This window comes from Halioxenophilus aromaticivorans (assembly GCF_042850945.1).
In the GTDB taxonomy this organism is placed as follows: domain Bacteria; phylum Pseudomonadota; class Gammaproteobacteria; order Pseudomonadales; family Cellvibrionaceae; genus Halioxenophilus; species Halioxenophilus aromaticivorans.
Genome location: NZ_AP031496.1, coordinates 5259292 through 5281471, shown reverse-complemented (window position 1 = coordinate 5281471; position 22180 = coordinate 5259292). Strand labels below are relative to the sequence as shown.

The 22180-nt window shown below is 53.2% G+C and carries 18 protein-coding genes and 2 pseudogenes; 10 read left to right on the top strand and 10 right to left on the bottom strand.

Annotated elements, in window-relative coordinates:
• Positions 1-95 precede the first annotated feature (95 nt).
• The 3 genes from ACGHM3_RS22440 to ACGHM3_RS22430 are packed head-to-tail and all read right to left on the bottom strand — an operon-like array spanning position 96 to position 3162.
• The gene (locus ACGHM3_RS22440) at positions 96-1082 is read right to left on the bottom strand and encodes an ABC transporter substrate-binding protein (protein ID WP_115469681.1); all 987 of its coding nucleotides are present in this window, start codon (positions 1080-1082) and stop codon (positions 96-98) included.
• 3 nt (positions 1083-1085) lie between these two features.
• Entirely contained in the window at positions 1086-2258 is a 1173-nt protein-coding gene (locus ACGHM3_RS22435) for a Gfo/Idh/MocA family oxidoreductase (protein ID WP_345423132.1), read from the bottom strand.
• Entirely contained in the window at positions 2233-3162 is a 930-nt protein-coding gene (locus ACGHM3_RS22430) for a PDR/VanB family oxidoreductase (RefSeq protein ID WP_299081232.1), read from the bottom strand. The genes ACGHM3_RS22435 and ACGHM3_RS22430 overlap by 26 nt, the downstream gene beginning before the upstream one ends.
• 323 nt (positions 3163-3485) lie before the next feature.
• Between ACGHM3_RS22430 and ACGHM3_RS22425 the strand changes: the two genes are divergently transcribed.
• On the top strand, positions 3486-4766 hold the full coding sequence (locus tag ACGHM3_RS22425; RefSeq protein WP_345423125.1) for a Rieske 2Fe-2S domain-containing protein: 1281 nt from the start codon (positions 3486-3488) through the stop codon (positions 4764-4766).
• Positions 4767-4900: 134 nt separating this feature from the next.
• On the opposite strand, the gene ACGHM3_RS22420 is transcribed toward ACGHM3_RS22425, so the two are convergent.
• Together ACGHM3_RS22420 and nadC are read right to left on the bottom strand one after the other, a co-directional pair.
• The gene (locus ACGHM3_RS22420) at positions 4901-5362 is read right to left on the bottom strand and encodes a MarR family winged helix-turn-helix transcriptional regulator (protein ID WP_345423122.1); all 462 of its coding nucleotides are present in this window, start codon (positions 5360-5362) and stop codon (positions 4901-4903) included.
• A gap of 149 nt (positions 5363-5511) precedes the next feature.
• Positions 5512-6366 (bottom strand): carboxylating nicotinate-nucleotide diphosphorylase, encoded by an 855-nt coding sequence (nadC, locus tag ACGHM3_RS22415; RefSeq protein ID WP_345423119.1) that lies wholly within the window; start codon positions 6364-6366, stop codon positions 5512-5514.
• Between the two features lie 434 nt (positions 6367-6800).
• Between nadC and ACGHM3_RS22410 the strand changes: the two genes are divergently transcribed.
• The 8 genes from ACGHM3_RS22410 to ACGHM3_RS22375 all read left to right on the top strand — a co-directional run bounded on the left by ACGHM3_RS22410 (position 6801) and on the right by ACGHM3_RS22375 (position 13638).
• Positions 6801-7418 carry a tyrosine-type recombinase/integrase gene (locus ACGHM3_RS22410; protein WP_345423116.1) on the top strand — a complete coding sequence of 206 codons (618 nt, stop codon included), beginning with the start codon at positions 6801-6803 and terminating at the stop codon, positions 7416-7418.
• Positions 7419-7489: 71 nt separating this feature from the next.
• Positions 7490-7804 (top strand): type II toxin-antitoxin system RelE/ParE family toxin, encoded by a 315-nt coding sequence (locus tag ACGHM3_RS22405; protein WP_345423167.1) that lies wholly within the window; start codon positions 7490-7492, stop codon positions 7802-7804.
• Positions 7805-7809: 5 nt separating this feature from the next.
• A complete protein-coding gene (gene nadS / locus ACGHM3_RS22400) occupies positions 7810-8094 on the top strand; it encodes a NadS family protein (protein ID WP_345423113.1) in 285 nt (94 codons plus the stop codon).
• A gap of 745 nt (positions 8095-8839) precedes the next feature.
• Entirely contained in the window at positions 8840-9298 is a 459-nt protein-coding gene (locus ACGHM3_RS22395; RefSeq protein WP_345423110.1) for a helix-turn-helix domain-containing protein, read from the top strand.
• Positions 9295-9792, top strand: a complete 498-nt coding sequence (locus ACGHM3_RS22390) for a PIN domain-containing protein (RefSeq protein ID WP_345423107.1) — start codon at positions 9295-9297, stop codon at positions 9790-9792. The genes ACGHM3_RS22395 and ACGHM3_RS22390 overlap by 4 nt, the downstream gene beginning before the upstream one ends.
• Before the next feature lie 106 nt (positions 9793-9898).
• A complete protein-coding gene (locus ACGHM3_RS22385) occupies positions 9899-12904 on the top strand; it encodes a Tn3 family transposase (protein WP_008246811.1) in 3006 nt (1001 codons plus the stop codon).
• 202 nt (positions 12905-13106) lie between these two features.
• A complete protein-coding gene (locus tag ACGHM3_RS22380; RefSeq protein WP_011114070.1) occupies positions 13107-13370 on the top strand; it encodes a type II toxin-antitoxin system RelB/DinJ family antitoxin in 264 nt (87 codons plus the stop codon).
• Positions 13357-13638 carry a type II toxin-antitoxin system YafQ family toxin gene (locus tag ACGHM3_RS22375; RefSeq protein WP_011114071.1) on the top strand — a complete coding sequence of 94 codons (282 nt, stop codon included), beginning with the start codon at positions 13357-13359 and terminating at the stop codon, positions 13636-13638. Before ACGHM3_RS22380 ends, ACGHM3_RS22375 begins: the two co-directional genes overlap by 14 nt.
• Positions 13639-14759: 1121 nt before the next feature.
• Here the strand turns inward: ACGHM3_RS22375 and ACGHM3_RS22370 are convergent.
• Positions 14760-17323 (bottom strand): annotated as a pseudogene (locus tag ACGHM3_RS22370) (Tn3 family transposase); the annotation flags it as partial.
• Between the two features lie 191 nt (positions 17324-17514).
• On the opposite strand from ACGHM3_RS22370, the gene ACGHM3_RS22365 reads away from it, so the two are divergent.
• Positions 17515-18972 (top strand): alpha/beta fold hydrolase, encoded by a 1458-nt coding sequence (locus ACGHM3_RS22365; RefSeq protein WP_345423099.1) that lies wholly within the window; start codon positions 17515-17517, stop codon positions 18970-18972.
• A 36-nt stretch (positions 18973-19008) separates the two neighbouring features.
• On the opposite strand, the pseudogene ACGHM3_RS22360 reads toward ACGHM3_RS22365, so the two are convergent.
• From ACGHM3_RS22360 to ACGHM3_RS22345, 4 genes and pseudogenes are all read right to left on the bottom strand, one after another.
• Positions 19009-19176 (bottom strand): annotated as a pseudogene (locus tag ACGHM3_RS22360) (transposase); the annotation flags it as partial.
• Positions 19177-19344: 168 nt separating this feature from the next.
• Positions 19345-19980 carry a ParB/RepB/Spo0J family partition protein gene (locus ACGHM3_RS22355; protein ID WP_227740917.1) on the bottom strand — a complete coding sequence of 212 codons (636 nt, stop codon included), beginning with the start codon at positions 19978-19980 and terminating at the stop codon, positions 19345-19347.
• Between the two features lie 48 nt (positions 19981-20028).
• Positions 20029-20931 carry a helicase C-terminal domain-containing protein gene (locus ACGHM3_RS22350; protein WP_059400345.1) on the bottom strand — a complete coding sequence of 301 codons (903 nt, stop codon included), beginning with the start codon at positions 20929-20931 and terminating at the stop codon, positions 20029-20031.
• Between the two features lie 216 nt (positions 20932-21147).
• Complete coding sequence (locus tag ACGHM3_RS22345; protein WP_146191183.1) at positions 21148-22170, bottom strand: RES family NAD+ phosphorylase; 1023 nt, start codon at positions 22168-22170, stop codon at positions 21148-21150.
• Positions 22171-22180: the final 10 nt, after the last annotated feature.

Genomic DNA, 22180 nt, shown 5'->3' with positions numbered 1-22180 from the left:
TCTCTGTATCGGAGTAATGGTTCAATATTGGGTAAAAAAACCAGCGAGGAGTGACCTGGCTGGTTTGCTTCTATACCGTTTGTAACTAAAGATATCTACAGAGAATAGACCTCGGTAGTTGCTGGGTGGAACAGTTCATCTACAGAAAGATGTCTTGAACTCAGCCCCTGTTCGTAGTGGTTGCGCAGGAAGTATTCTAGCGTTTTGACGTTCGGTGCGACTCCGTATGACCAAAGATCCTTGGACATTTGTTGCGTTACGCCCAAAACATCTTCGACAAATGGCATTGTCACTTTGGTTGCTGAAGTATCTGATAGGGCATCAAGCGCCATTGTTTTAGCTTCAGTGAAGGCCTTGAGTAGAGCGCCGGGTAACCAGGGGTGCTGCTCAGCTAGGCTACGACGCACACCTAGAACGTGCATGATTGGGAACAACCCGGTGTCTTGATGCCATTGGCGTGCAGCAGAAAAACCATCTTGCCATAGGCGACGGATCTGAGGGTGGCCTTCGTGGAAACAACGTGGCCATCTAGGGCCGATGAAACCATCAATTTCCCCGTCGATTAGCATCTGGTTTAGGGTAGCGCCTTCTGGAGCGTTCTCGATAGTTACGTTGTCTGGTAGATCAAGTTTGATCTTTTCAGGACGTCCTGGCTTGTCCATTCCCCCGCGTACCCAGGTAATCTGATCAGGAGTCACACCTGCATCTGCAAGAATAGCTCTAACCCATACGTTTGCTGTCAGTTGGTATTCCGCGATGCCGATGCGGCGACCTTTGAGATCTTGAGGTGTTTCTATTCCTCTATCCGCACGAATATAAACAGAGGAGTGGCGGAATGCGCGGCTAAGGAAAACAGGAATTGCGATGTATGGAGGATTCTCTCGAGTCAACGAAACGCAATATGAACTCAACGATATTTCTGAAATATCGCTGGTTTCGTGGCGAAATGCGTTGAAGAACATCTCTTCTGGTGATTGAAGAAAAGTGATCGGATCGACACCGTCGATCTGTACTCGTCCATCATGAATAGGGCGAGTTCGATCATAATCACCCATTGCTAGGGAAAGTTGGAGCTTAGACATTTTTTATCCTTCTTGGTAATTAAGTGTGACTGTGTCACCCGTTTCGCTACTGGTAAGTAGTGCATGACAGATTTCGAGTGAAGCTCGGCCCCATTTGCCATCCTGCAATGGAGTCGTTTGTTCACGAACTGCGGCATAAAGTGTGTCAAATACTTCTGCTCGGGCGGTTCTAAAAGGTGCGGGGTAGAATTCGGGTCCATTCGTATCGGTAATTTCTACTCCGTTCGGCGTCAGGCGCAGGTCTCCGCGGTCGCCGAATACGAAAACCTGACCAAAGTGCTCGTGAGTTTGAGCCTGAGGGCAGGTTTCGAGGGATGAGAAACCACGTGATGACTTAAACTCCGATTCGTCCTGGACGGATTCCAGTATTTTGCGGGCGCTCTTGAATTCATCTGACTTGGGTATGCCTAATTCAGCAGTGTTCTCCATTAGCCGGTCGCCATCAAAATGAGCGTAACCTGAGTACGTCAGGCTGGCATAGACACCTTCGCTGAAATCAATCAGCATGCTGTAGGCGCCCTCGGTCGGTCGGTCAGCATCCCAGGCTCCACCCGTTCTGGCGGTAACACGCTGAGCGGGGACAGCAGCGAGTCGGCGGACGAGATCGATTTGATGGACGGCTTGGCTAAACACTACACCTCCACCTAAGTCTGTAGAAAGCTCTGCCGCTGTTCTTGGGCGATATAAAAAATCGGTTGCATAGAGCGCATGTATCATCCTTACGCGCCCTATCTTACCTTCCGCGATTAAAGCTTCAGCGAGCTTAACCGGACCATCAAAGCTGTGGCTAGGGCCAACAATGATCTGTACTCCCGCCTTTTTTGCCGCTTCAATTAGCGATGACGCATCTTCTAATGAGACAGTCATCGGCTTTTCGATAAGGACGGATTTGCCGGCGTTTATAGCAGCTAAAGCATGCTCTTTATGTAATCCATGAGGCGTGGATACATAGACCGCTTCCACGTCTGGGTCTGTTACTAGGTCGCGAACATCGGCATAGGTCTTTGCACCAAAAGTCGTTTCAAATGACCTCCTATGCTCGGAGTTTGGCTCCGCGCCAGCGACTAAGTTAACACCTGGGTGTGCATGAATAGCGGGGGCTGATAGCGCAAAGGCTCTCCCTAATCCCGCTACGCCTAGGCGTATTGGATTAGATATCGAGGACAAGGCGATCACCTTTTGCTCGGGATACACACAGCATAATAGTGTCGGATTTCTCGTCATCCATTAAAGCTAAGTCACGGTGATCCACTTCACCTTCCGTATATTTGCATTTACAGGTGCCACAAGTCCCGGTTTCACAGGAGCTGGAAAAATCGTGTCCATTAGCGCGCAGAGCTTCCAGAATAGTGTGATCCGCGGGAACAGTTATCGTTTCACCTGATTTAGCGAGTTCGACGGTGAATTCGGTATCGCTATCTCGAATGATTTCTACGGGCATGAACTCTTCAAAATGCACTCGGCCATCAGGCCAATGGCCCGTACCGCCTTTCACTTCTTCCATTAGAGACGTTGGCCCACAGCAATAGATATGCTCCTGCGTTGGCGTCATCAGCAGATCCCAAAAATCGAAAGCGTTTGAACTATCGCCTTCGCTATAGTGGATAGTGATTGCATCTCCGCAAAGCTCCTGAAGCTCATCAGCGTACGCTGCTTTTTCATAGCTGCGAGCTAAATAAACAACTCGGAATTTTCTACCTTCTGCTTTTAGTCTTTGTGCCATAGAGTAAATCGGTGTGATACCAATACCGCCACCGATTAACAAAGCATCGTGCTTCGGACCGAGAGGAAACTCATTATCAGACGTTTCTACATCCAGAACCGTCGATACTGTTGCCTGTTCATGCATCGACTTTGAACCACCACGAGAATTGGGCTCTTTTTTGATCGCAACGGTGTACGCGCTTAAGTTGTCACCAGAGTAAACCAACGAATAATAACGATGAGCCCCAGAGGGAGTGGTGATAGAGATGTGTGAGCCAGGCTCTGCTGGTGGCAACTGTTGCCCATCAACAGGGGTCAGGGTGAATTCTTCAATCTCTGGCGTGAGTGTGCGCCGAGCAGTTACGTGCAGTTTCATTGTTCTTCTCTCTAGGTATCACTACATATTGATTTGGTGTCATCAATCCTTAAATAGGGATGTTCGTGACTTGGATCAATATTAGCAATCTAATTATTTATCGTCAATAAAAATTAGATTGCTAATTATGTTGACTGTGCAAAATTAGATATCTATTATTTGTTCCGTTGAGGTAATCGAACATGAGACTGATTTTCTGTTAACGCCTCCTCGACATGTTTTGTCGACTCGTCAAATAGAAACTTGGTTACAAATTTGGCTTACAAGCAGTGACGTAGGGTGCTTGTAGCTATACGAAATAAAATAAAATGGAGAAAGGCACAATGCTTACACCACAAGAAAATGAATTGTTAACTCATGTTATGCCAACCGACCCGATGGGTAAGCTTATGCGCCAGCATTGGACGCCGGTTTGTTTGCTCGAAGAAGTTAAAGAGTGCGATGGCACTCCAGCACTGGTTGAAGCATTAGGTTCTCGTTATGTTGCATTCCGCGATACTGAAGGTCGAGTGGGGTTGTTGGATGAGCTTTGCCCACACCGCTTGGCTTCCTTGGTGATGGGTCGTAATGAAGATTGTGGTATCCGCTGCCTGTATCACGGCTGGAAGTTTGATGTGGAAGGTAACGCTGTAGCAATGGCTTCAGAGCCACCGGAAGCAGAGAAATCAATGTGCTCTAAAGTAAAGCACAAAGCTTATAAAACAGTTGAGTGGGGTGGTTTCCTTTGGGCTTGGTTGGGAGAAGGTGATGCGCCGGAATTTAAAAAGCCAGCATTTGCACCTAATGAAGATGTGCAAGTCTCTATCCTCAAAATTCGCCTACCATGTAACTGGGCTCAAGTTCTAGAAGGTCAGATTGACTCAGCTCATTCTTCATCATTGCACTCTTCGGACATGGTTCCTGCAAAAGTTGAAAGTGCGGCTGCGGATGATCAAGGTTGGTACCGTCCATCAACTGATAAGTCCCCGCGTATGCAGTCTGCGAAAACTGATTATGGATTCCATTACGCTGCGATTCGTCGTCCTATCGCGAATGCTGCAACCCACGACTACATTCGTATCACTCAGTATGTCGCACCTTACTACGCGCTGATTCCGCCTAACACTTCATACAACGTCGCAGCAGTCATCGTTCCGATCGACAATGAAAACTGTAACTTCCACTTTATTGCCTGGGGTAACCCTGAAACTACGCCAGATACGACTGCTTGGCGTGAGTTTGCTCGTGCGGTACCGGGAGTAGATGTTGATCCAATCACTTGGGCCACGGTCGGTAATATGGAAAACCGTTTCCGTCAGGATCGTGTAAAAATGAAGGAAGGTGATTTTACTGGTATCGCGGGTATTCCAAACCAAGACATCGCGATGTGGGTATCGATGGGTAAGATTGTTAACCGTACCGATGATATTCTTGGTTCTTCTGACTTGGCGATTGTGGAATTCCGTCGCACAATGGTTGAGGCTGCTCAAAAAGTTGCTGATGGCGAGCCTGCGATTGGTGCTAGTCCTGAAATTATTCAGTCTTCGATCGCTTCGTTCCAGGGTGTTGTGCCAAAAGAATCGGATTGGCGTGAACTTTGGAAAGAAAACGTAGTGGCGGAATAAACACTAAAGAGGTTGGCTTCCTTTAAGGTTTCTTAGAAGTGCCAAATGCCCCAGTATGAGCAAAGTCTTGTGCTGGGGTTTTGCTTTCTGCTATCTCGCTACCGGCTATTTTCTGCCTTAGCAGTCATCACAAATTAGGTATTGTCTTTCACAAGGTTGGAATGCATGTTCAATAAATATTTGCGAACGATTGCAATTTCCTCAGGGCTCATGCCGCTTTGAGCGACGTCATTGACCTCTTTTGCTAGAGGTTCAAGGGTGTCCTTAAGGCTCTTTCCATATTCAGTTAAATAAACGACCTGTCTTGGCTTTCCTTCAATGATAGGACGAAGTTCAACGAGGCCTGCCGCTAACATGCGTTTAACAACGGAGTTCGTTGTGGGTCCAGTAAGCCCCACTCGTTCACTTAAGGTCTTTTGGGAGATTCCTTCCTCGTTCCACAGCTCACGTAAATATCCCCAAAATCCATGGTTTACGCCGTAGGGCAGTAGTCGCCGTTCCAATGAATTAAAGTACTGCTTAGAGAGCTCTCGAACGATGTGTGCCATCCTCTCGTATTTTAGCTCTGGAACAGTATTTAATTTCTCTACAGACATGTTCTTGTTTCCTGAGATTTCTCATAATATCGAACCTGTAAACTTGGCTTTGAAAGCTCTTGGTTTACTGGTGCTTTAAGCATCAGGGTTAATCCGATCGTGTTGGTATAACAAAGTTAACTAACACGATCTGTGATCTTAGGCCCTTACTATGCTTCCATGTATAGCCGCATCGATAAATCGACGGCTGTAACATCTTTGGTAAGCGTACCCATTGATACATAGTCAACGCCAGCTTGTGCGATGTCTATTAGCGTATCGTCATTTATACCGCCAGAGGCTTCGATTTTCGCCTTACCACGGCTCAGTTCTACCGCTTTCTTGGTATCTTCTAATGAGAAATTATCCAGCATAATGATATCTGCACCGGATTGGAGCGCCTGCTCTAGCTCCTCAAGAGTTTCAGTTTCAACTTCGATTAGCTTATTTGGCGCTAGAACTCGTGCGGCCTGAACAGCTTTATCGATACCACCGCAAGCTGCGATATGATTTTCTTTTATCAAGAATGCATCGTACAGACCCATTCTATGATTCTGTCCGCCACCACAAGTGACAGCATATTTTTGAGCCAGTCTTAGCCCAGGTATCGTTTTCCGTGTGTCGATGAGTTCCATTTGGTTGCCACGAACTTTACTAACAAAGTATTGAGTTCGCGTTGCAACAGCTGACATGAGTTGAAGAAAATTAAGTGCCGTTCTTTCACCTGTGAGGAGTGAGCGGGCGGGTCCAGTAACCTCTACAATAAGATCATCAGCTTTGAGGCTATCACCATCGTTAAAGTGCCAGCGTAGTTCGATCGAAGGATCAATTTGGCGGAAGGTCTCGATCACCCAAGCTGTTCCGCATAGCACAGCATCTTGCCGTGTAATAATTTTTGCAACAGCCGTTTGAGACTCTGGGATAAGTAATGCGTTGATGTCCCCACTCGCAACATCTTCAGTAAGAGCTGCACTTACATTCGCTGCAATCGCAATCTGTAACGCTGTATTATCTAAATTGTACACTATTATAACTCTCTCTCTCTCTCTCTCTGATATTGCCACTGTGTAAATTTATTAAGGCTACTCAATGGAGTACGCGTGAAAAATTTTGACAGCGTTACTATCTGATAAATTTACTATTTTTGAGTAACGATTCTACCACATGAAGTGGACTCTTTTGGTAATTATTAGGTATGTAATATTTTTAACAGTGAGGCTTAAATTAGCATACGGTTGAAAGTTACCGATCGAGGTTTCAGGTAGGTTGGAAGTAGACCATCCAATACTGAAGGTCTATTTATCGCTCATTGGAGTCGTTCAAAAGCCTCCAAATCGTGTGATTTGATAGTCTGCTTTTGAGGGTTATCTTGATCTAAATCAGCACCCGAACCTGCTTCTCTGGCTGAGTTGCGAACATGACCTAGTCTTCAATCTCCAATAAACATTGGAGGTGAAAGATGAGATATTCCGTTCAACATGATGGCTCTTGGAACAAGGGCCGTATTCTGGGACAAAAGCGTCCATTGAAGTTAAAGGAGATCTGGGCTATCCGCGTACGTCTGGAGCTCGCCAAGGCGATTCGAGACTTGGCTCTATTTGATCTAGCGATTGATAGTAAGTTGCGTGCCTGTGATTTGGTAAAACTCCAAGTGCATGATGTCATGCATGGCAATACGATACTTTGCCGCACGATGGTAGTTCAGCAAAAAACCAAGCAACCTGTTCGTTTCGAAATAACAGAAAAAACACGAGACGCTTTGAAGGCCTGGATCACGGAAGCCAAGCTCAGAGGAAGTGACTTTATCTTTCAAAGCCGGTTGCACGCTTCACAACACCTATCAACGCGACAGTATGCCAGGATTGTGAAGGGTTGGGTTGAGAGCATTGGGTTGGATTCTGCCGAATATGGAACGCATAGTATGCGACGCACCAAGGCCTCTTTGATTTATAAGAAAACCAAGAACATTCGTGCGGTTCAATTATTACTAGGCCACACCAAACTTGAAAGCACAGTGCGTTATCTGGGCATAGATGTCGATGATGCTCTTGAGTTGTCGGAACAGATTGATGCTTGAGCGTGTCTTTGTCATCGCGGATGAAAAGAGTACAATGTACACCGGCAGGAGGTCCGCGTTTGACTAAAGCGATAGAGTTTATTGAAACGAGTATATTTACTCGTCAGATTAAAGAGTTAGCTACTGATGAGCTGAGAGAGTTGCAGACGGAGCTGATTGCAAATCCAACAACTGGCGCACTGATCGTAGGAACCGGCGGCCTGAGGAAGATTCGGCTCGCTACCGGTGGAAAGGGGAAAAGCGGCGGCTCCCGTATTATTTACTTTGTAGCTACGGAGGAAGTGATTTACCTCGTGTTAGCCTATCCGAAATCTACGAAAGAGACTTTAAGCTCTGCTGACAAGGCCGCTTTGAAGTCGCTTGTGAAGCAGTTGAAAGAGGAGTGATTACAATGAGCATTGCTGAAGATTTAAAAGCTTCCCTAGAAGAAGCTATAGACATTAAAAATGGTCGGAAAGACGCATCACGCCTTACTCGCTTTGATATAGCTGATGTAAAGGCTATACGTGCAGAACTCAATGTGTCTCAGGCAGAGTTTGCGCAGGCCCTCGGCACCAGTATTGATACTGTGAAGAGTTGGGAAGGTCGACGTCGCAATCCAACAGGACTGGCTGCAAAAGTTCTCGCGTCAATAAAAGATGACCCGAAAATATATGAACAACTGGCCTCTCACTAGCTGGTGACAGGTGTTTTTTCAATACCATCGCGTTTCTAAAATTTCTCTACTGATTGCCTCACATCCGTTTTAAGTATCGGCTCCCAAGTGATTTAGACGGCTGAACGGCGGGAATTGGATCAACTTTAGCCGTTCAAGTTACATTGATTGTTCTGAATCGAACGGCGGGAAAGGGCAATTTTTTGACGTTGATCATCCATTGGCTACTCCGCTTTTTTATAAATCCACTACGGATATTTCAGTGCCATAAAAAATCCGTAGTGGATTTAAGTTATTGATCCTAAATAATATTTGACAGTCATTATTTGTCCATCTAGGCTGTTTTCAATTCGCCAGCATTGGCACTTATTTCGCCCAATAGGGCAAACCGTCGAGCAATCGACATTTAACTTAACCGCTGAAAAGGCATCTATCATGACAAGCACAAAAGCGAAGCGCCCAAGCTCGGGCGACAACTCTACTATCACACTTAACACCATTGCTCTGCAGCTGATCTGGACGACCCGTGATGAGCCCGGAAAACCATTGATTGTTGGTACGGGGCAGTTTGGGTCTCCAACAATATAGGGGCCAGGAATTTACAGTTTCCCACATAACTCATTGATATCTATAAATTTTCCGCACCGTTTTTGGTCGCCATCACCCCCGACAACCTTTCGAATATTTCAAATATTGACAACCCTTCGAATATTTCGAATAATTAACTCATGAGCTACCCAGTCCCACAGCCAGTAGGGTCAATATCATGAGTTACTTACAGGAAACACTGCCAACACCAGAAGAAGTCGCCCTAGCGAAGATCTCCAGTCGTGAGCTTTCCGCATTCTTGGAAACCCAGTCCGAGAGCCAAGCACTCAGTATTACCGATAAAGAGGGCGCCAGTCACCCTGTCAAAATCCCAGTAAGCGCTTTGCGGTTACTGGTCGAAGTGCTGACTCAGCTAGGGGAGGGGAATACCGTTAATCTGGTACCGGTACACGCTGAACTCACCACGCAAGAAGGGGCTGATATGCTGAATGTATCCCGCCCCACGTTTGTTAAGCTACTGGATGATGGCAAGATCCCGTTTCACCGCACCGGAAACCGGCGCAAAGTGAAGTTTGCCGATGTACACAGCTATAAGCAGGAAATTGATCAACAGCGCCTGGCGGCTCTGGAAGAGCTGTCTGCGCTGGATCAGTCCATGGGCATGGGGTACGAATGACCTCCAATTTCACTGTCGTTTATGATGCCTGCGTCCTGTATCCGGCTCCACTGAGAAGCCTGCTGATGTATCTGGCCCTGACTGATCTTTTTAGGGCCAGGTGGTCAGACATGATCCATGACGAATGGATTCGTAACCTTCTTAAAGAGCGCCCTGAGCTGACAGAAGCGCAGTTAGAGCGCACTCGCCGGTTAATGAATCAACACGTTCGCGGCTGTCTGGTTACTGGCTTTGAGAAACTAATTCCAGCCATTGAATTGCCAGACGCTGATGATCGCCATGTGGTGGCCGCAGCTATTCATACTCGTGCCGAAGGAATTGTCACCTTTAATCTTCGCGATTTTCCCGATGAAGCGCTGGAGCCTTTTAATCTCAGGGCAATACACCCGGATGAATTCATTATGGACCTGATGGATTTGAATATCGGGGCGGTATTGAATGCCGCTCGCACCCATCTTGGGGTCCTGGGGATTTTCCGTCTTAAAAAGACATAATCCTCTACAGCCCCCGTGGCTCCTGGCCTCCAGCGGGGTATTAACTTCCTCCTAGCCCTTAACTTGTCCCTTTCGGTTATTATGCTGAGCTTTTTAGGCATCAGATATGGCATATACCGAAAGGCTCCAGATCCTCATTGACTCAGAAATCAATGATTTGTACAGCCCTCCCAGTTTCACCCTCGAAGAACGTCGATTTTACTTTACTCTGAATGAGATGGAAGCCCGTGTCGCCAACGCTATCCGTAGCCGGGCTCACCGCTGTTTCTTTGTCGCTCTGTTGGGTTACTTCAAGTCCAGGCCTGTGGTTCTGAGTCCGAGTTTTGGCGATGTCGAAGAGGATTTGCGGTTTATCGCCAAAGAACAGTTGCCTGGTCCCGGTATCAGGCGCTTCTCATTGGATCAAAAGCAAAAGGATCGCCTATACCAGAAAATATTTGATCTCCTCAATTATCAAAAATGGCGGGATAGACAGGATCGAGGTTCCTTAATCACTCACTTACAGCAAACAGCTAAGTCGTGGGTTGAACCCCGGTATTTGTTCGATGCAACCACCGAGTATTTATCACTGCGTCGTATTGCAATTCCCAAATACACGGTGATGCAGACCGTGGTAAGCCAGGCGATGAAACAGGAACGAGAGCGTATTACTGCTTCGCTGCAAAACCAGTTATCAGGGAGGTTGTCGACTGAGCTCGCAAACTTGGTGGACGGAAAAGGGGCATTACCTCTGTCTAAATTGAGGTTGTCTGCCAAGAGCTTTACTCCCCCGGAATTGGAAAAGGAGCTCAAGGTGAACCGATTAATCGAGCCTTGGATGAGTGAAGTTAACACCGTGGTTAAAGCCTTATCGCTCTCAATAAAAAACCAACAGCACTTTGCTTCGATGGTTGATTATTATGGGAGCAAACTCAAGCGCTTTGACCGATCTACGCAGCAGCTCTATTTACTGTGCTATCTACAGGAGCGTGCCGAGCAAAATAGTGAGCGTCTGGCCGACGGTTTTGTCTACCACATTCGGAAAGTCCATGAGCAGGCCAAAGTGTACGCGAAAGAGGCAGCCTACCGGGACTGGGAAGGCGCTGCTGCCAATATCAGCAAGGCTGCGGAATTGCTCCATCTTTTTATTGATAACTCCATCGATGAAAAACAGCCTTTTGGTGCTGTAAAACGGGAGGCTCAAAAGCTGCTTAAATGTCGGGATATCGAGTCATTGTGCCTGTATCTTAACAAGCAAAAACGCGCACTTGATGATTATTACTGGGAATACTATGACCAACAAAAGCCGCTGTTAGAGAAGGTGCTACGGCCAATCTTCCAGTGTCTAGCCTTCCAGGCTACTGAGAACACACAGGCCCTGGCTACACAGCTAGCCGTCACTAAGGGCGAGTTAGCCACTGGTGCTATTCTCCAAACCATGAACCGACGGCTAATTCAGCCCAAACAGAAGGCATACCTTATTGATCAGGAGAACAACGTCCTACCGGATCGTTTTGAGTGGCTCCTATATCTGCAGATTCCCAGCAAGCTGAATGGACAGCTCTATCTCCCGACCGTCATTAAGTTCCGTTCTCTCCAGGATGATTTGGTCAGCAATGAGCGCTGGAAAGGCAAAAAGACGCTGATCCAACAATCCATGTTGCCTCGCCTGACGGCGAAACCCAGCAAACTAATCGAGACTTTATCCTGTGATCTCAACGATAAACTACAACAGGTCAGTCGGCGCATCGAAAACGGTGACAACCAAAACGTTATCCTGCGCAATCGCACCGGTAAAACAAAGTGGCGGCTGCCCTCAACCGGTGTTAAAAGTATGCTGAACAACCCGTTCTTTGACCAGATAAAACCGATTAATATTACCGATGTACTGCGCTACGTGGATCAGGAGACTGGCTTTCTGGACAACTTTGAACATGTACTACCTGTCCAGTCGAAAGGCCGTGCGAATGTTAATGATCTGTTGGCCGTTATTATTGGTAACGGCACTAATTACGGGCTGTACGGCATGGCCAATATCTCCGACCGGGCGTATGACCAACTAAAAGGTATCCAAGCCAATTACCTGCGGCCGGAGACGCTAAATAATGCCAATGATGTAATCAACAACTCGGTCGCCAGGCTGGCCATCTTTAAACACTACAATATCCAGGAAGACCTCATCCATGCCAGTGCCGATGGGCAAAAGTTCGAGAGCCGGTTGGAGACTTTTAAAACCCGGTACTCCTCAAAATACTTTGGTACTAACAAAGGCGTCTCGGCCATCACTTTGATAGCCAATCACGCAGCGCTAAACGCCAAGGTGATTGGCTCCAACGAACATGAATCCCACTACATCTTTGATTTGTTGCAAAGCAATACATCAGAGATACAACCCGATGTATTATCGACCGATACCCATGGGGTTAATCATGTAAATTTTGCCTTGTTGGATCTGTTTGGCTACACCTTTGCCCCCAGATATGCCCAGTTCGGCAAGGTCATTGAAGAGATGTTCAAAGTCAGTGAAAACAAAGACCAGGGCGTAACACTGAGTTTAAAAAAGCCGATTAAAACAGACCTCATCATTGAGCACTGGGATACCATCCAGCGTATTGCCATCTCGCTTCAGGAGAAAAGTACCACACAAGCGATTCTGGTTCGCAAGTTATCTGGTTACAGCAAAAGCCACCCGTTATTACAGGCCCTGACTGAGTACAACCGTATGATCAAGGCCATGTACTTACTGGACTATATCGACGATGCTAGTCTCCGGGGATATGTACAGCGAGCACTGAATCGAGGCGAGGCCTACCACCAATTACGCCGTGCTATCGCATCGGTTAATGGTAACCGATTCCGAGGTTCGTCAGATTATGAAATCAGCTTGTGGAATGAATGCGCGAGGTTGCTCACCAACGCCATTATTTACTTCAACTCAATGATACTGACCCGTTTACTGAGGCACTTCGAGGGCATTGGCGATGAAGAAAAGCTGGGGATTACAAAGCAGGTGTCGCCGGTGGCTTGGCACAACATTAATCTGAATGGGACTTATAGCTTCGACTTTGAACAAAACCTGATCGATATCGAGGAAATAATGCGGCCGATTACCGAAACTGGAGGAAATGTCTAAGTTAATACCCCTCTGGAGACCAGGAACCACGGGGGCTGTGTAGTATTATGTCTTTTTAAGACGGAAAATCCCCAGGACCCCATATTAGGGCAAAATGTCCTAATCGTCAAGCACTTTAGCTAAACGTTTTAGCCGCTAAACCTTGCCCTTTCCCTTGGCGTGCATTACAATGTAATTCACGAACCCAACCGGAGAACCAATCATGGCTGCAAACCAGCTCGTACAAACGCGCATCGACGGCGCGATCAAGGAAGAAGCGGCGGCCGTCCTGGCCGCGATGGGCCTTACCGTGTCCGACGCGGTGCGGCTGCTGCTCACGAAGGTGGCCCAGGACAAGGCGCTGCCCTTCGAGCCGCTGATTCCGAACGCCACCACCATCGAGGCGATGAAGGAAGCCCGCAAGGGCAAGCTGCCGCGCTTCGCCACCGTCAACGATCTGATGGCCGATCTGCATGCGGCAGATTGAGCGCACCGGCCAGTTCAAGCGCGACTACAAGCGCGAGGCGAAAGGGCAGCACCGGGCCACGCTCGACGCCGACCTGGTGCCCGTCCTGGTCGCGCTCGCCGACGACCAGCCGCTGGAACCTCGGCACCGCGACCACGCGCTGACCGGGGACTGGAAGGATCACCGGGATTGCCACGTCAAGCCCGACCTGGTGCTGATCTACCAGAAGCCCGACGCCGACACGCTGCGCCTGGTGCGCCTCGGCTCTCACTCCGAACTCGGCTTGTGATCGGCGCGGGCCTGGCCCCGCGTCTCACGTTTCATTGACACTTGAGGGGCGCTTTCCGCGCCACCGGCCGAGCTGGCCGACCCCCTTCCTTGGCGTAAAACCTGCGGCGGTGGAGCTGCTGCGATGCTTGAGGATCGCGCGGCCGGTCGAACCGCGGCGACCTGGTTGGGGAGTGTGAGGGGGCTTTGCCCCCTCGCAAGCTCTCGAACTTACTGCCTTCCGCCAGGCGCTTGCGCCTGGCTCTCCTAAGCCGTAGCGCCGAAGGCGCTCCATTGTGGGGTGAGGCCGCAAGGCGGCCGAGGGGCGTAGCCCCTGGGGGGATGGGAGGCCGCTTGCGGCCGGGTGGGATCGAGAAGGGGGGTTTCCCCCCTTCGGCGGCCGGTCATGCTGCGCGGTAGCTTGGGCCGTGTTGCCGTTTTTTTCGCCAGCCTCTGGTTAAAACTACCTGGTTATATAAAAAGGTTATAAAGACGGTTAAAAACCTGGTTAGCATGACCGAAAAACGCGCGTAAACCGTTGTCACGCCAAGGAAAAGCGCGAAGAGGCCGCCCCTCAAGTGTCAATGGATAAGCCCCCCATGTGTCAATACGCTGCCCCTCAAGTGTCAAGAACCGCGCCCCTCAAGTGTCAGTAGGGCCGCCCCTCAAGTGTCAATACCGGGGCAGGGTTCCTAACAGGGTTATCCACAACTTCGGTGGATAACTCCATGCCGATCAGGCACTTAGGCCGCCTCGGCGGCCGCCTGGACGGCTCGACCAGGCCGAAATCGGCCGCTGCCCCCCAAGTGTCAACATCGCGCCGGCCCCGCTGCCCCTCAAGTGTCAACGTCAGGGCTGCGCCGGCCGGCCTCGGCCGACTTGTCCCGAAACTGTCCACAACGGCCGCGCCGGTGGGGCAGGGCAGGGAAGGCCCCGGAAACGGGCCAGGAAGGCCCGTCAGGGCCGCAAAGCCCAGCGGCGAGGGCCACCGGCCCGGTGAGGGGTCTCCTCGTTTTCAGTGCAATAAGTGACGGTACGAAAAGCTAGCACTGGCGCGGAGGTGGTGTTGGTAGATCGTTGATTTCATTGACTTTCCTGTTCACTTTCAAATCTGCGATTCGTGGCGTCAAACCGTGGTCGGTTTCATCCATTGGTGCCAGTTATCGATGCATTTGGCCGCGAAGGCAGGATTTGGTCAGCATAGCGGTCAACCGGGAAGCGAAACACACCCCGCAAGTTGATGCTCTCCAGCCTGGTGGGCGCAATCTTCCCGATCAGTTCCGGTGGAATGACCTGGCGGCGGTTCGACCAGCGATCCAGGACCGCCTGCATCTGTGAGGTATTCCACGCCATCACGATGTTGGCCATCAGGCTCAACGCATCGGCCACAGCCTGCATTTCATCGACACGTTTGGCCTGCGCCGGGCTGATCCGGCCGGTATAAATGGCGCGCTTGAGGGCGTTAACAGCCTCGCCCCGATTGAGCACCCGGCGCAACTCGTTCCTGAAAGCGTCCTTGACAAAGTAGTCAGCCAAAAACGCCGTACGCAGCAACCGCCCCAATTGCACGCCAGCCTCATAGATTGGATCGCCCTGGGCGGCAGAACCGAACCGCGCAAGAGCTGCCACCGCACTGGCATGTCCGCTCATGACCGAGGCTGCCAGGTGCACCAGACTATCCCAATGCTTTTCGATCAAAGCGACGTCGACATTGGCTTCGCACACCGCAGCGATTTCTGCGGGCACTTTGGTGCCGCGTGGCACAAAGAGGTGGCGCTGTTTGAGTTCCTTCAACCGCGGGCAAAGATCAAAACCAAGCAAACGGGCATGTGACATGGCAAAGTCGGTGTAGCCATGGGTATCCACAGCAAGCTGGCTGGTCTCCAGCTTTTCTTGGCGGATGACACCTTCAATGGCCACGCCCGCCTGGCGCTCATTGAGCACAAAGGGCTGCGCATGGAAGATGCCCCACCGGTCTTTTACATGGGAGTAGATTCCAATGGAAGGTGTGTTGCGCCGAGGATCAAGCCGGGCTTGCCACACCCGTTTGGTGGTCTCCATGGTCATCATGTCAGAAGATGCCAAATCGGACCGCCCCCAGGTGGCGGCAATCGGGTGTCGCTGCATGAATTCCAGCACAGCCTGGCAGGCCTGGCTCAGACGCCGTTCGTCCCGCGCCCAGCGCATGGCCTGGCGAATGCTGGTGGCAGACAATTGCGGAATCATGCGCGCGCATTCGACCGCAGTCAGACTGGTGCCGTGGGCCATGATGCCGGCATAGACCATCAGCAGCTCGTCGGTAGAGCGCGGCTCACGTCCGAGCATGATCCAGCTAAAGCGCACCTGGGCGTCAACGGCCAGAATCACTTCCGGCAATTGAACCTCACCGATGCGGTGATCCAAAGCCGCGCGCAGCTTGGTCACTTCTGGGTCTTCGTCCTCTGCGGGCAATGGCGACAAATGGAGTTCATCATCCACGCGCAGTACGCCACTGCGGGCTGCAGCGGCCACCGCATCGACACCGGCAGTTACTCTGGCCAGCAAAGGCTTCAAGAAAGTGGCAGCCTTGCTGGGTAACGATAGACGGGCATAGTGTTTCTTGGACTCTGCCTGCCAACGCTCGTCCGTGAAGAACAAGCGCGCACGACCCCGAAAGCTCAGGCTGTGCTCAATCCAGACCGAGCCATTGCGCACCGCGCGGCGCAGGGCAAACAGGGTGGCCACCTCCAACGCCTGAAACGCCCGTTCCCGGTCTGGGCTGGAGATCGAAACCTGCCAGATCATTCCCAGACTTGGTGCCACCACTTCAACTGGCAGCTTTCTGGATCCTTTGAGATATAAAGCTTGCAGCTTGGCAAGGTACTCGATGGCAGGATGCTCGCCGGTGGCCTGCCAGGGCAGCTTTGCAATGGCGACGAGCAACGACCGCACGGGGCGAATTCCATCAATCAATCCCTCGCGGACCAGGGAGGCCCTGCTCGGTGGTTTGCGTTTCTGGGTTTCGGTGATCAAGGCTTCAAGACGGGCACGCAACTCAGCATCTGGCACCGCACCTTGCGCGCTCAAGGCAACAAGTTCGCCGAGCAGCGTTTTGTACATTGCGGCCCAATTGACGGTAGCGGGGACATCGGCGGCAGCCTGACGCCACAGATCGGCGATCCGGCGCTGCACCATAAGGATCAACTGGTCTGTGGTGGTGAACAGGCAATACCGAAGAAAGCATGCGACCTCCACGGTGCGCGCTGGCTCTTTGATCTTGGCTCCGGCTGAGGGCGGCCTGGAGACAAGTCGGCGCGCGTAGCGGCGCAAGATGAGATCGGGGATGTCTGCCAGGTGCTTATGAACGTCCAGCGTGTAAAGCAGGTCGATGCGCTCCAGTACCTCGCTGATTTGGCGGGTTGAGTGTTTCGCCGGTGCAGCCCATAGCCAACTCTGCTGGGTTTGTCCATCTGGGCGCAGCTCTGAAACTGAGGCTCGCCAGCGATCAAGTGTTGCTGGATCAACGCTGGCGGCGATGGCGGTGGCTTGAGTGCAGCCGCTCCGCCTTGCTCGAACAGGCGCAGTGCAGCGTTGACACCAGACCAACTCAGCCCGGTTTGCTCCACGATCTGCATCACGCCAACACCTTTTCGATGCAAACGGATAACTTGCTTGCGCCGTTCTTGCAGCACTTCCCGCGACTGCTTGCGTGCATCTTCTTTTTCCATGAACTTTGGAGTCAGGTCATCAACAAAAGTTGATGAATAAATTATGCCGAGTCTATAACTCCCGTTGACACAAGATTAGTTACCTAATATTATTTTCCTTAGGTGGCAAACTATGCAACTGAGGCTCGCAGTGGGTAGATTTCGTTTTCGACTGTTAGCGGGCGCCGACCAACATGTAAAAAGGAGACCACATGAAAAGTGAACCAAACCGGCAGGTGAGGGCAATCGGATCTATCAGTTGTCAATCGAGGCGCCTCGTCGGCGTGATAGCGGCAGCTGTACTAACGGCGTGCGGCGGAATCGTCAAGGCCGCTGATGGTCCGCCGACACAGCAGGAAGTTGTAGTGACAGGATGCAATGGGACCGTTACCTATGTGGAGGCCGAGGGCGCCTTTGCAAACGGGTCGCCGTGGAGCATGCGTCGGCCAACAGGCTGGAACGGCTTGTTGATCAACGACCTTGACTATGTTCCCGCTAAGGACGGCGCGCGGAGTTGCTACTGGTTGCAGCGAGGCTACGCGCTTTCGGGTACCGGTCGAAATCCGCAAAGAAACTTTAACTATGATCCGGATCGAGAGCAGCAAGAGCTGATCTCGGTCATCGACATGTTCAACGCGCGCTATGGGAAGCCTACGAAGGTGATCCAGTATGGACACTCGGGCGGCGGCTTCGTTGCTCTAAATTTTGCCGAGCGCTATCCCGAGAAGGTTGATGGCGTTGTTGTAGGGTGCGCTCATGAGCCGGTACCACTCATGAACATGATGTTGGATGGGTGGTTCGTGCTGAAGACGCTGATCGCATCAGAATTGCAGGTCGTCGGCTTCTCCGATCTTGCTTCCGTAGCAGATCAATCTGCAAAATGGCGCGCCGCTCTCACGCTAGCTCAGCAGAGCCAGGAAGGTCGGGCTAGGATTGCGCTTGCTGCTGCAGTAGGCCAGTGGCCGGTGTGGAGCAATGCCACACGAGCTCAGCCAGATCCCTTCGATCTCGGTGCGCTTCAAAGTGCAGTCTTCGACACTGTGCTTCTCAACGCCGCCCAACCTGGAGGACAGTCTCGATTCATGTTTGAGCATGCAGGGACATCTCCGGCAGTTCGGCAACTCTCTTGGAATGCGGGCATCGACTACTCCCAACTTCTGGCCCGCGCCGAGCCGGCAGTCGGGCGTCTGGTGCTATCGCTTTACTCGACAAATGGACTCAATCTCCAGGCCGATCTTGCAACACTGCGGGACGCGACCCGTGTACAGGCGGAACCCGCCGCCTCGGCGTTCTGGAACGGGCCGGGACGAACAGTCCACGGCACACCCAAGATACCTTCCTTGCGGATGCATACAACAGGAGATAACGTGGTGCCTCCAAACATCATCGATTCGTATGTTCAGAAGATGCAGGCCAATGGTGGAGATGTGAGTCTCTACAGAACGACGATTGTTGACCGTGCGGGGCACTGTACGTTCGAGCCTTCAGAGTCAGCTGCGGCGATTGAGACAGTCTTGACTCGGATCAACACTGGGGTTTGGCCTGATGTCAGTCCAGCCGGAATGAACGCTAGGGCCAAAGCTCTCATACCCGCATCGGTGCCCGCGTTTGTGCCATACGAGCCAGCTCGGGCGAACCGGCCACAGAACAATCCTGCGGGCGGCCTCTAAACCGCGAGACAGGTGCCCGCAATGGCACCTTTCGGTTGCCAGGCCCTGCTTCTCAAGCAGGTGGCGGAACCGAAGGATCGTCGTCTCGTCCAGCAACCGCGCCACGGCCCTCAGCGCGGCGAACTGGCGGAACACGGGGATGTTGTGCAGAGACTGCTCCATCGCCGGGTCGCTCGGCGCGAACCATTGCTGCAGGTAGTGAACCGCCCCGGGGCGGTTCACCCGGACGATCGCACGCGTGACGCAGCGCACATTGATTACATGCCGCCTCGGACACCGCATAGGCCGGACGCAGATGTCCATCGAGAATGCCGTGGTAGCGGCCTCGGATCCTCGACACTCTCCCGGACTGAGAAGGCCTACACGATGCGATCAAAGCCGGCGGCCCGGCCTGAGCACTGATACGAATGCATAAGGTTCAACCTTTTCGCATGTCTGACCAGAAGCGGCGAAAACCAGGGAACCATCAGGCAGCCGGCGCGCATAGCGTCCGAGTTGGGACTTCGGCAAGGTCACCGGCACCTTCTGCGTCAGCACGCCGTCCTGCTTCTCCGGTGGGGTGCCCGAGAGCAGTTCGGCGTGGCCGAGTTGGATGCTGCGCGTAGTCAGCGCCTTGAGCACTGCGGGTGTGCAGGCCATCAGCGCGAGCCGCCGCTCCAACACCTCGGGCGACCAGCCCATGAGGCGGGCGGCTTCTTCCTTGTCGCCGCGCTGGCGCAGCAGTTGGCGCTGCGCGGCACGGGCTTCCTCGGCCGGCGACATGGCGGCGCGGTAGTAGTTCTCGATCACCGACATGGCCTCGGCCGCCTCGTCGCTGGCGTCCTTGATGACCACGGGCATGTCGTAGTCGTCGCCGAAGACGTTCCTTGCGGCTCTCCAACGGCGCTCACCGGCGATGATCTCGAAGAGGTCGGTGCCCAGCACAGGCCGCACGACGATGGGTTCGAGCACGCCGACCGCGCCGATGCCCTCCATATGGAGTTCATGGGTGGATCGGTGTTGGTCCACCCAGGATCTCCTACCGCGACGCACCTTCAAGAGCCGCCGCTGGCGCCGTCACGCGGCCGAACGATCGACCGTTGCCGCGTCGGATGGCAAGCCTGGCGCCGCGCCGCGCACACGTCGGTACGGCGGCAGGCCCGCCAGCAGGCGCCGGCCCCACGGCGTGCTCGCCAGCCGCGGATCCAGCACCGTGACGCGGCCGTGGTCCTCGGGCGTGCGCAGCAGCCGCCCCACCGCCTGCGCCAGCCGGATGCCGACCTCGGGGACGCTGCGCTCATGGAAGGCGGACCTCCCCTGCGCCTCGATCCACTCCCGGCGTGTCTGCTCGACCGGATCGTCGGGCACCGCGAAGGGCAACTTGACCACTACCAGGTGCGTGCAGTAGGCGCCGGGCAGGTCCACCCCCTCGGAGAGGCTGGCCAGACCGAAGAGGACCGAACGCTGGCCCTGGTCGATGCGAGCCTTGTGGCGCGCCAGCAGCTCGCGCTTGGACGTGCTTCCCTGCACGAGGATCTGCTCGCGCAGCGCCTCCGGCAGCGCATGCGCGACCTGATGCATCTGCCTTGCCGATGCGAACAGGACCAGAGACCCGGCTTGCGCCTCGAGCAGGGCGGGCAGCATGGCTGCCACCTCCTCGGTATGCGCCTGGGCATCGAGCGGATGGGAGCGCATGCGCGGCAGGTGCAGCTCGGCCTGCGCCGCATGGTCGAAGGGTGATGGCAGGCTGAGCGCATGCACCCCCTCCCATGCCTTCAGGCCAGCCTCTTCCATGAAGAGGTCGAACGAGCCGCAGGCCTGCAGCGTCGCCGAGGTCAGCACGGCAGCGCCGGCACGATCCCACAGCAGCGTGCGCAGGCGTTCTCCGCCACCGATCGGCGCAGCGCAGACGTGGAACTCTGTCGTCCGGCCCGCCCTGACCTCCTTGCCACCGCGCTCGATCCAGCGTGCCAAGGACATGTGCCACCTCGGCCATCATCACCAACTGCGCGCGGCGGCTGGCGAAGCCCGGCATGGCCTCGCGCAAGGTGCGCAGACAGGACTGCATGCGGGCTTTCTCTTCGTCGCTGAGCATGCGCCCAGCTTCTCGCAACAAAGCGCGTCTTCAAGGCCCGGCGCAGCGGGGCGTGGGTAGCCTGCAGCGCACCCGAGGCCACGCTGTGGCCCATACGCAGTTCACCAGGACTTGGTCGCCTGCACCGGGATAGAGGCAGGAACATGGCTATAACGCACGCCCTCGATCACGTGCATCGAGACAGCCTCGCACTCAATCGCCAGGTGGAAGGCTGGCCGCCAGTCCGGGGCCAGCATAGCCTCCGGCTCGCCTCTATCGAACAGAACATAGTTCACGCCACCCTCGCATTGCACGGACCGAAAAGCGATGCCATCGAAAGCCCACTTCTTGTCGTAGCGGATGAACTCCGCCAGCGCCTGCGTCATCACGTAATCCGTATCGCCGGTCCGGACCGGTCGAGCGATCTCTTCATGCAGGTACTCCAGCAGCAGCCGATGTTCGCTGCGCTTTCGGTAGCTGGGGTCGAACAAGCTCAAGGGGGCATGTCGCAGCCGGCGACCCAGCCTCGTGAAATCGAAGAACCTCAGGGATGCTGTGGACTGGAAGCGCCCCACCACCACGGTGTCCCCGATCGAGGGACGAACTTCGGCGATGCAGGTGTCGATCTCCCGCGAAACGTAGAGCAAGGGAACGCCGGCGGGGCTCATGCGGTTGTTGGCCGCTCGCTCCTTGGGAGCGGCGCCGAGCGCAATGCCCGGGTTCTCTGCGAACGACCTTGCCTCCAGCTCACCGCTGGCAATGCGGGAGCGGTAGAAAGCCGCGCCGGCGTCGAGCATGGTCACCAGGGCGGGTGTTCCCGGGGTCTCTGGATCCTCGGCCTCGAGCGCCTCGCCGATCAACCACTCGAAGAACGAGCGCGCGGCATCGTTGAAAAAGCGCCGGCCATGGGCCAACTCGTGGGCAATGTGGTGCCAGGGGCCGACCGCATACCAGCGTTCGTGGTCCTCCGATTCGAACGGGCTGGACCTGCGGCTGTACTCCTGTCCCGGCCAGTAAAAGTCCTCTTCATCCGCCTCGGGGTCTTCAAGACACGCAGCGACCGCTCTCCGGACGGCCTCGGAACTGCATCGGATCGCATGGCCCACGACATCATTCAGCGTGAGTTCGTAACCGGGATAGAGCACATGGTCCAGC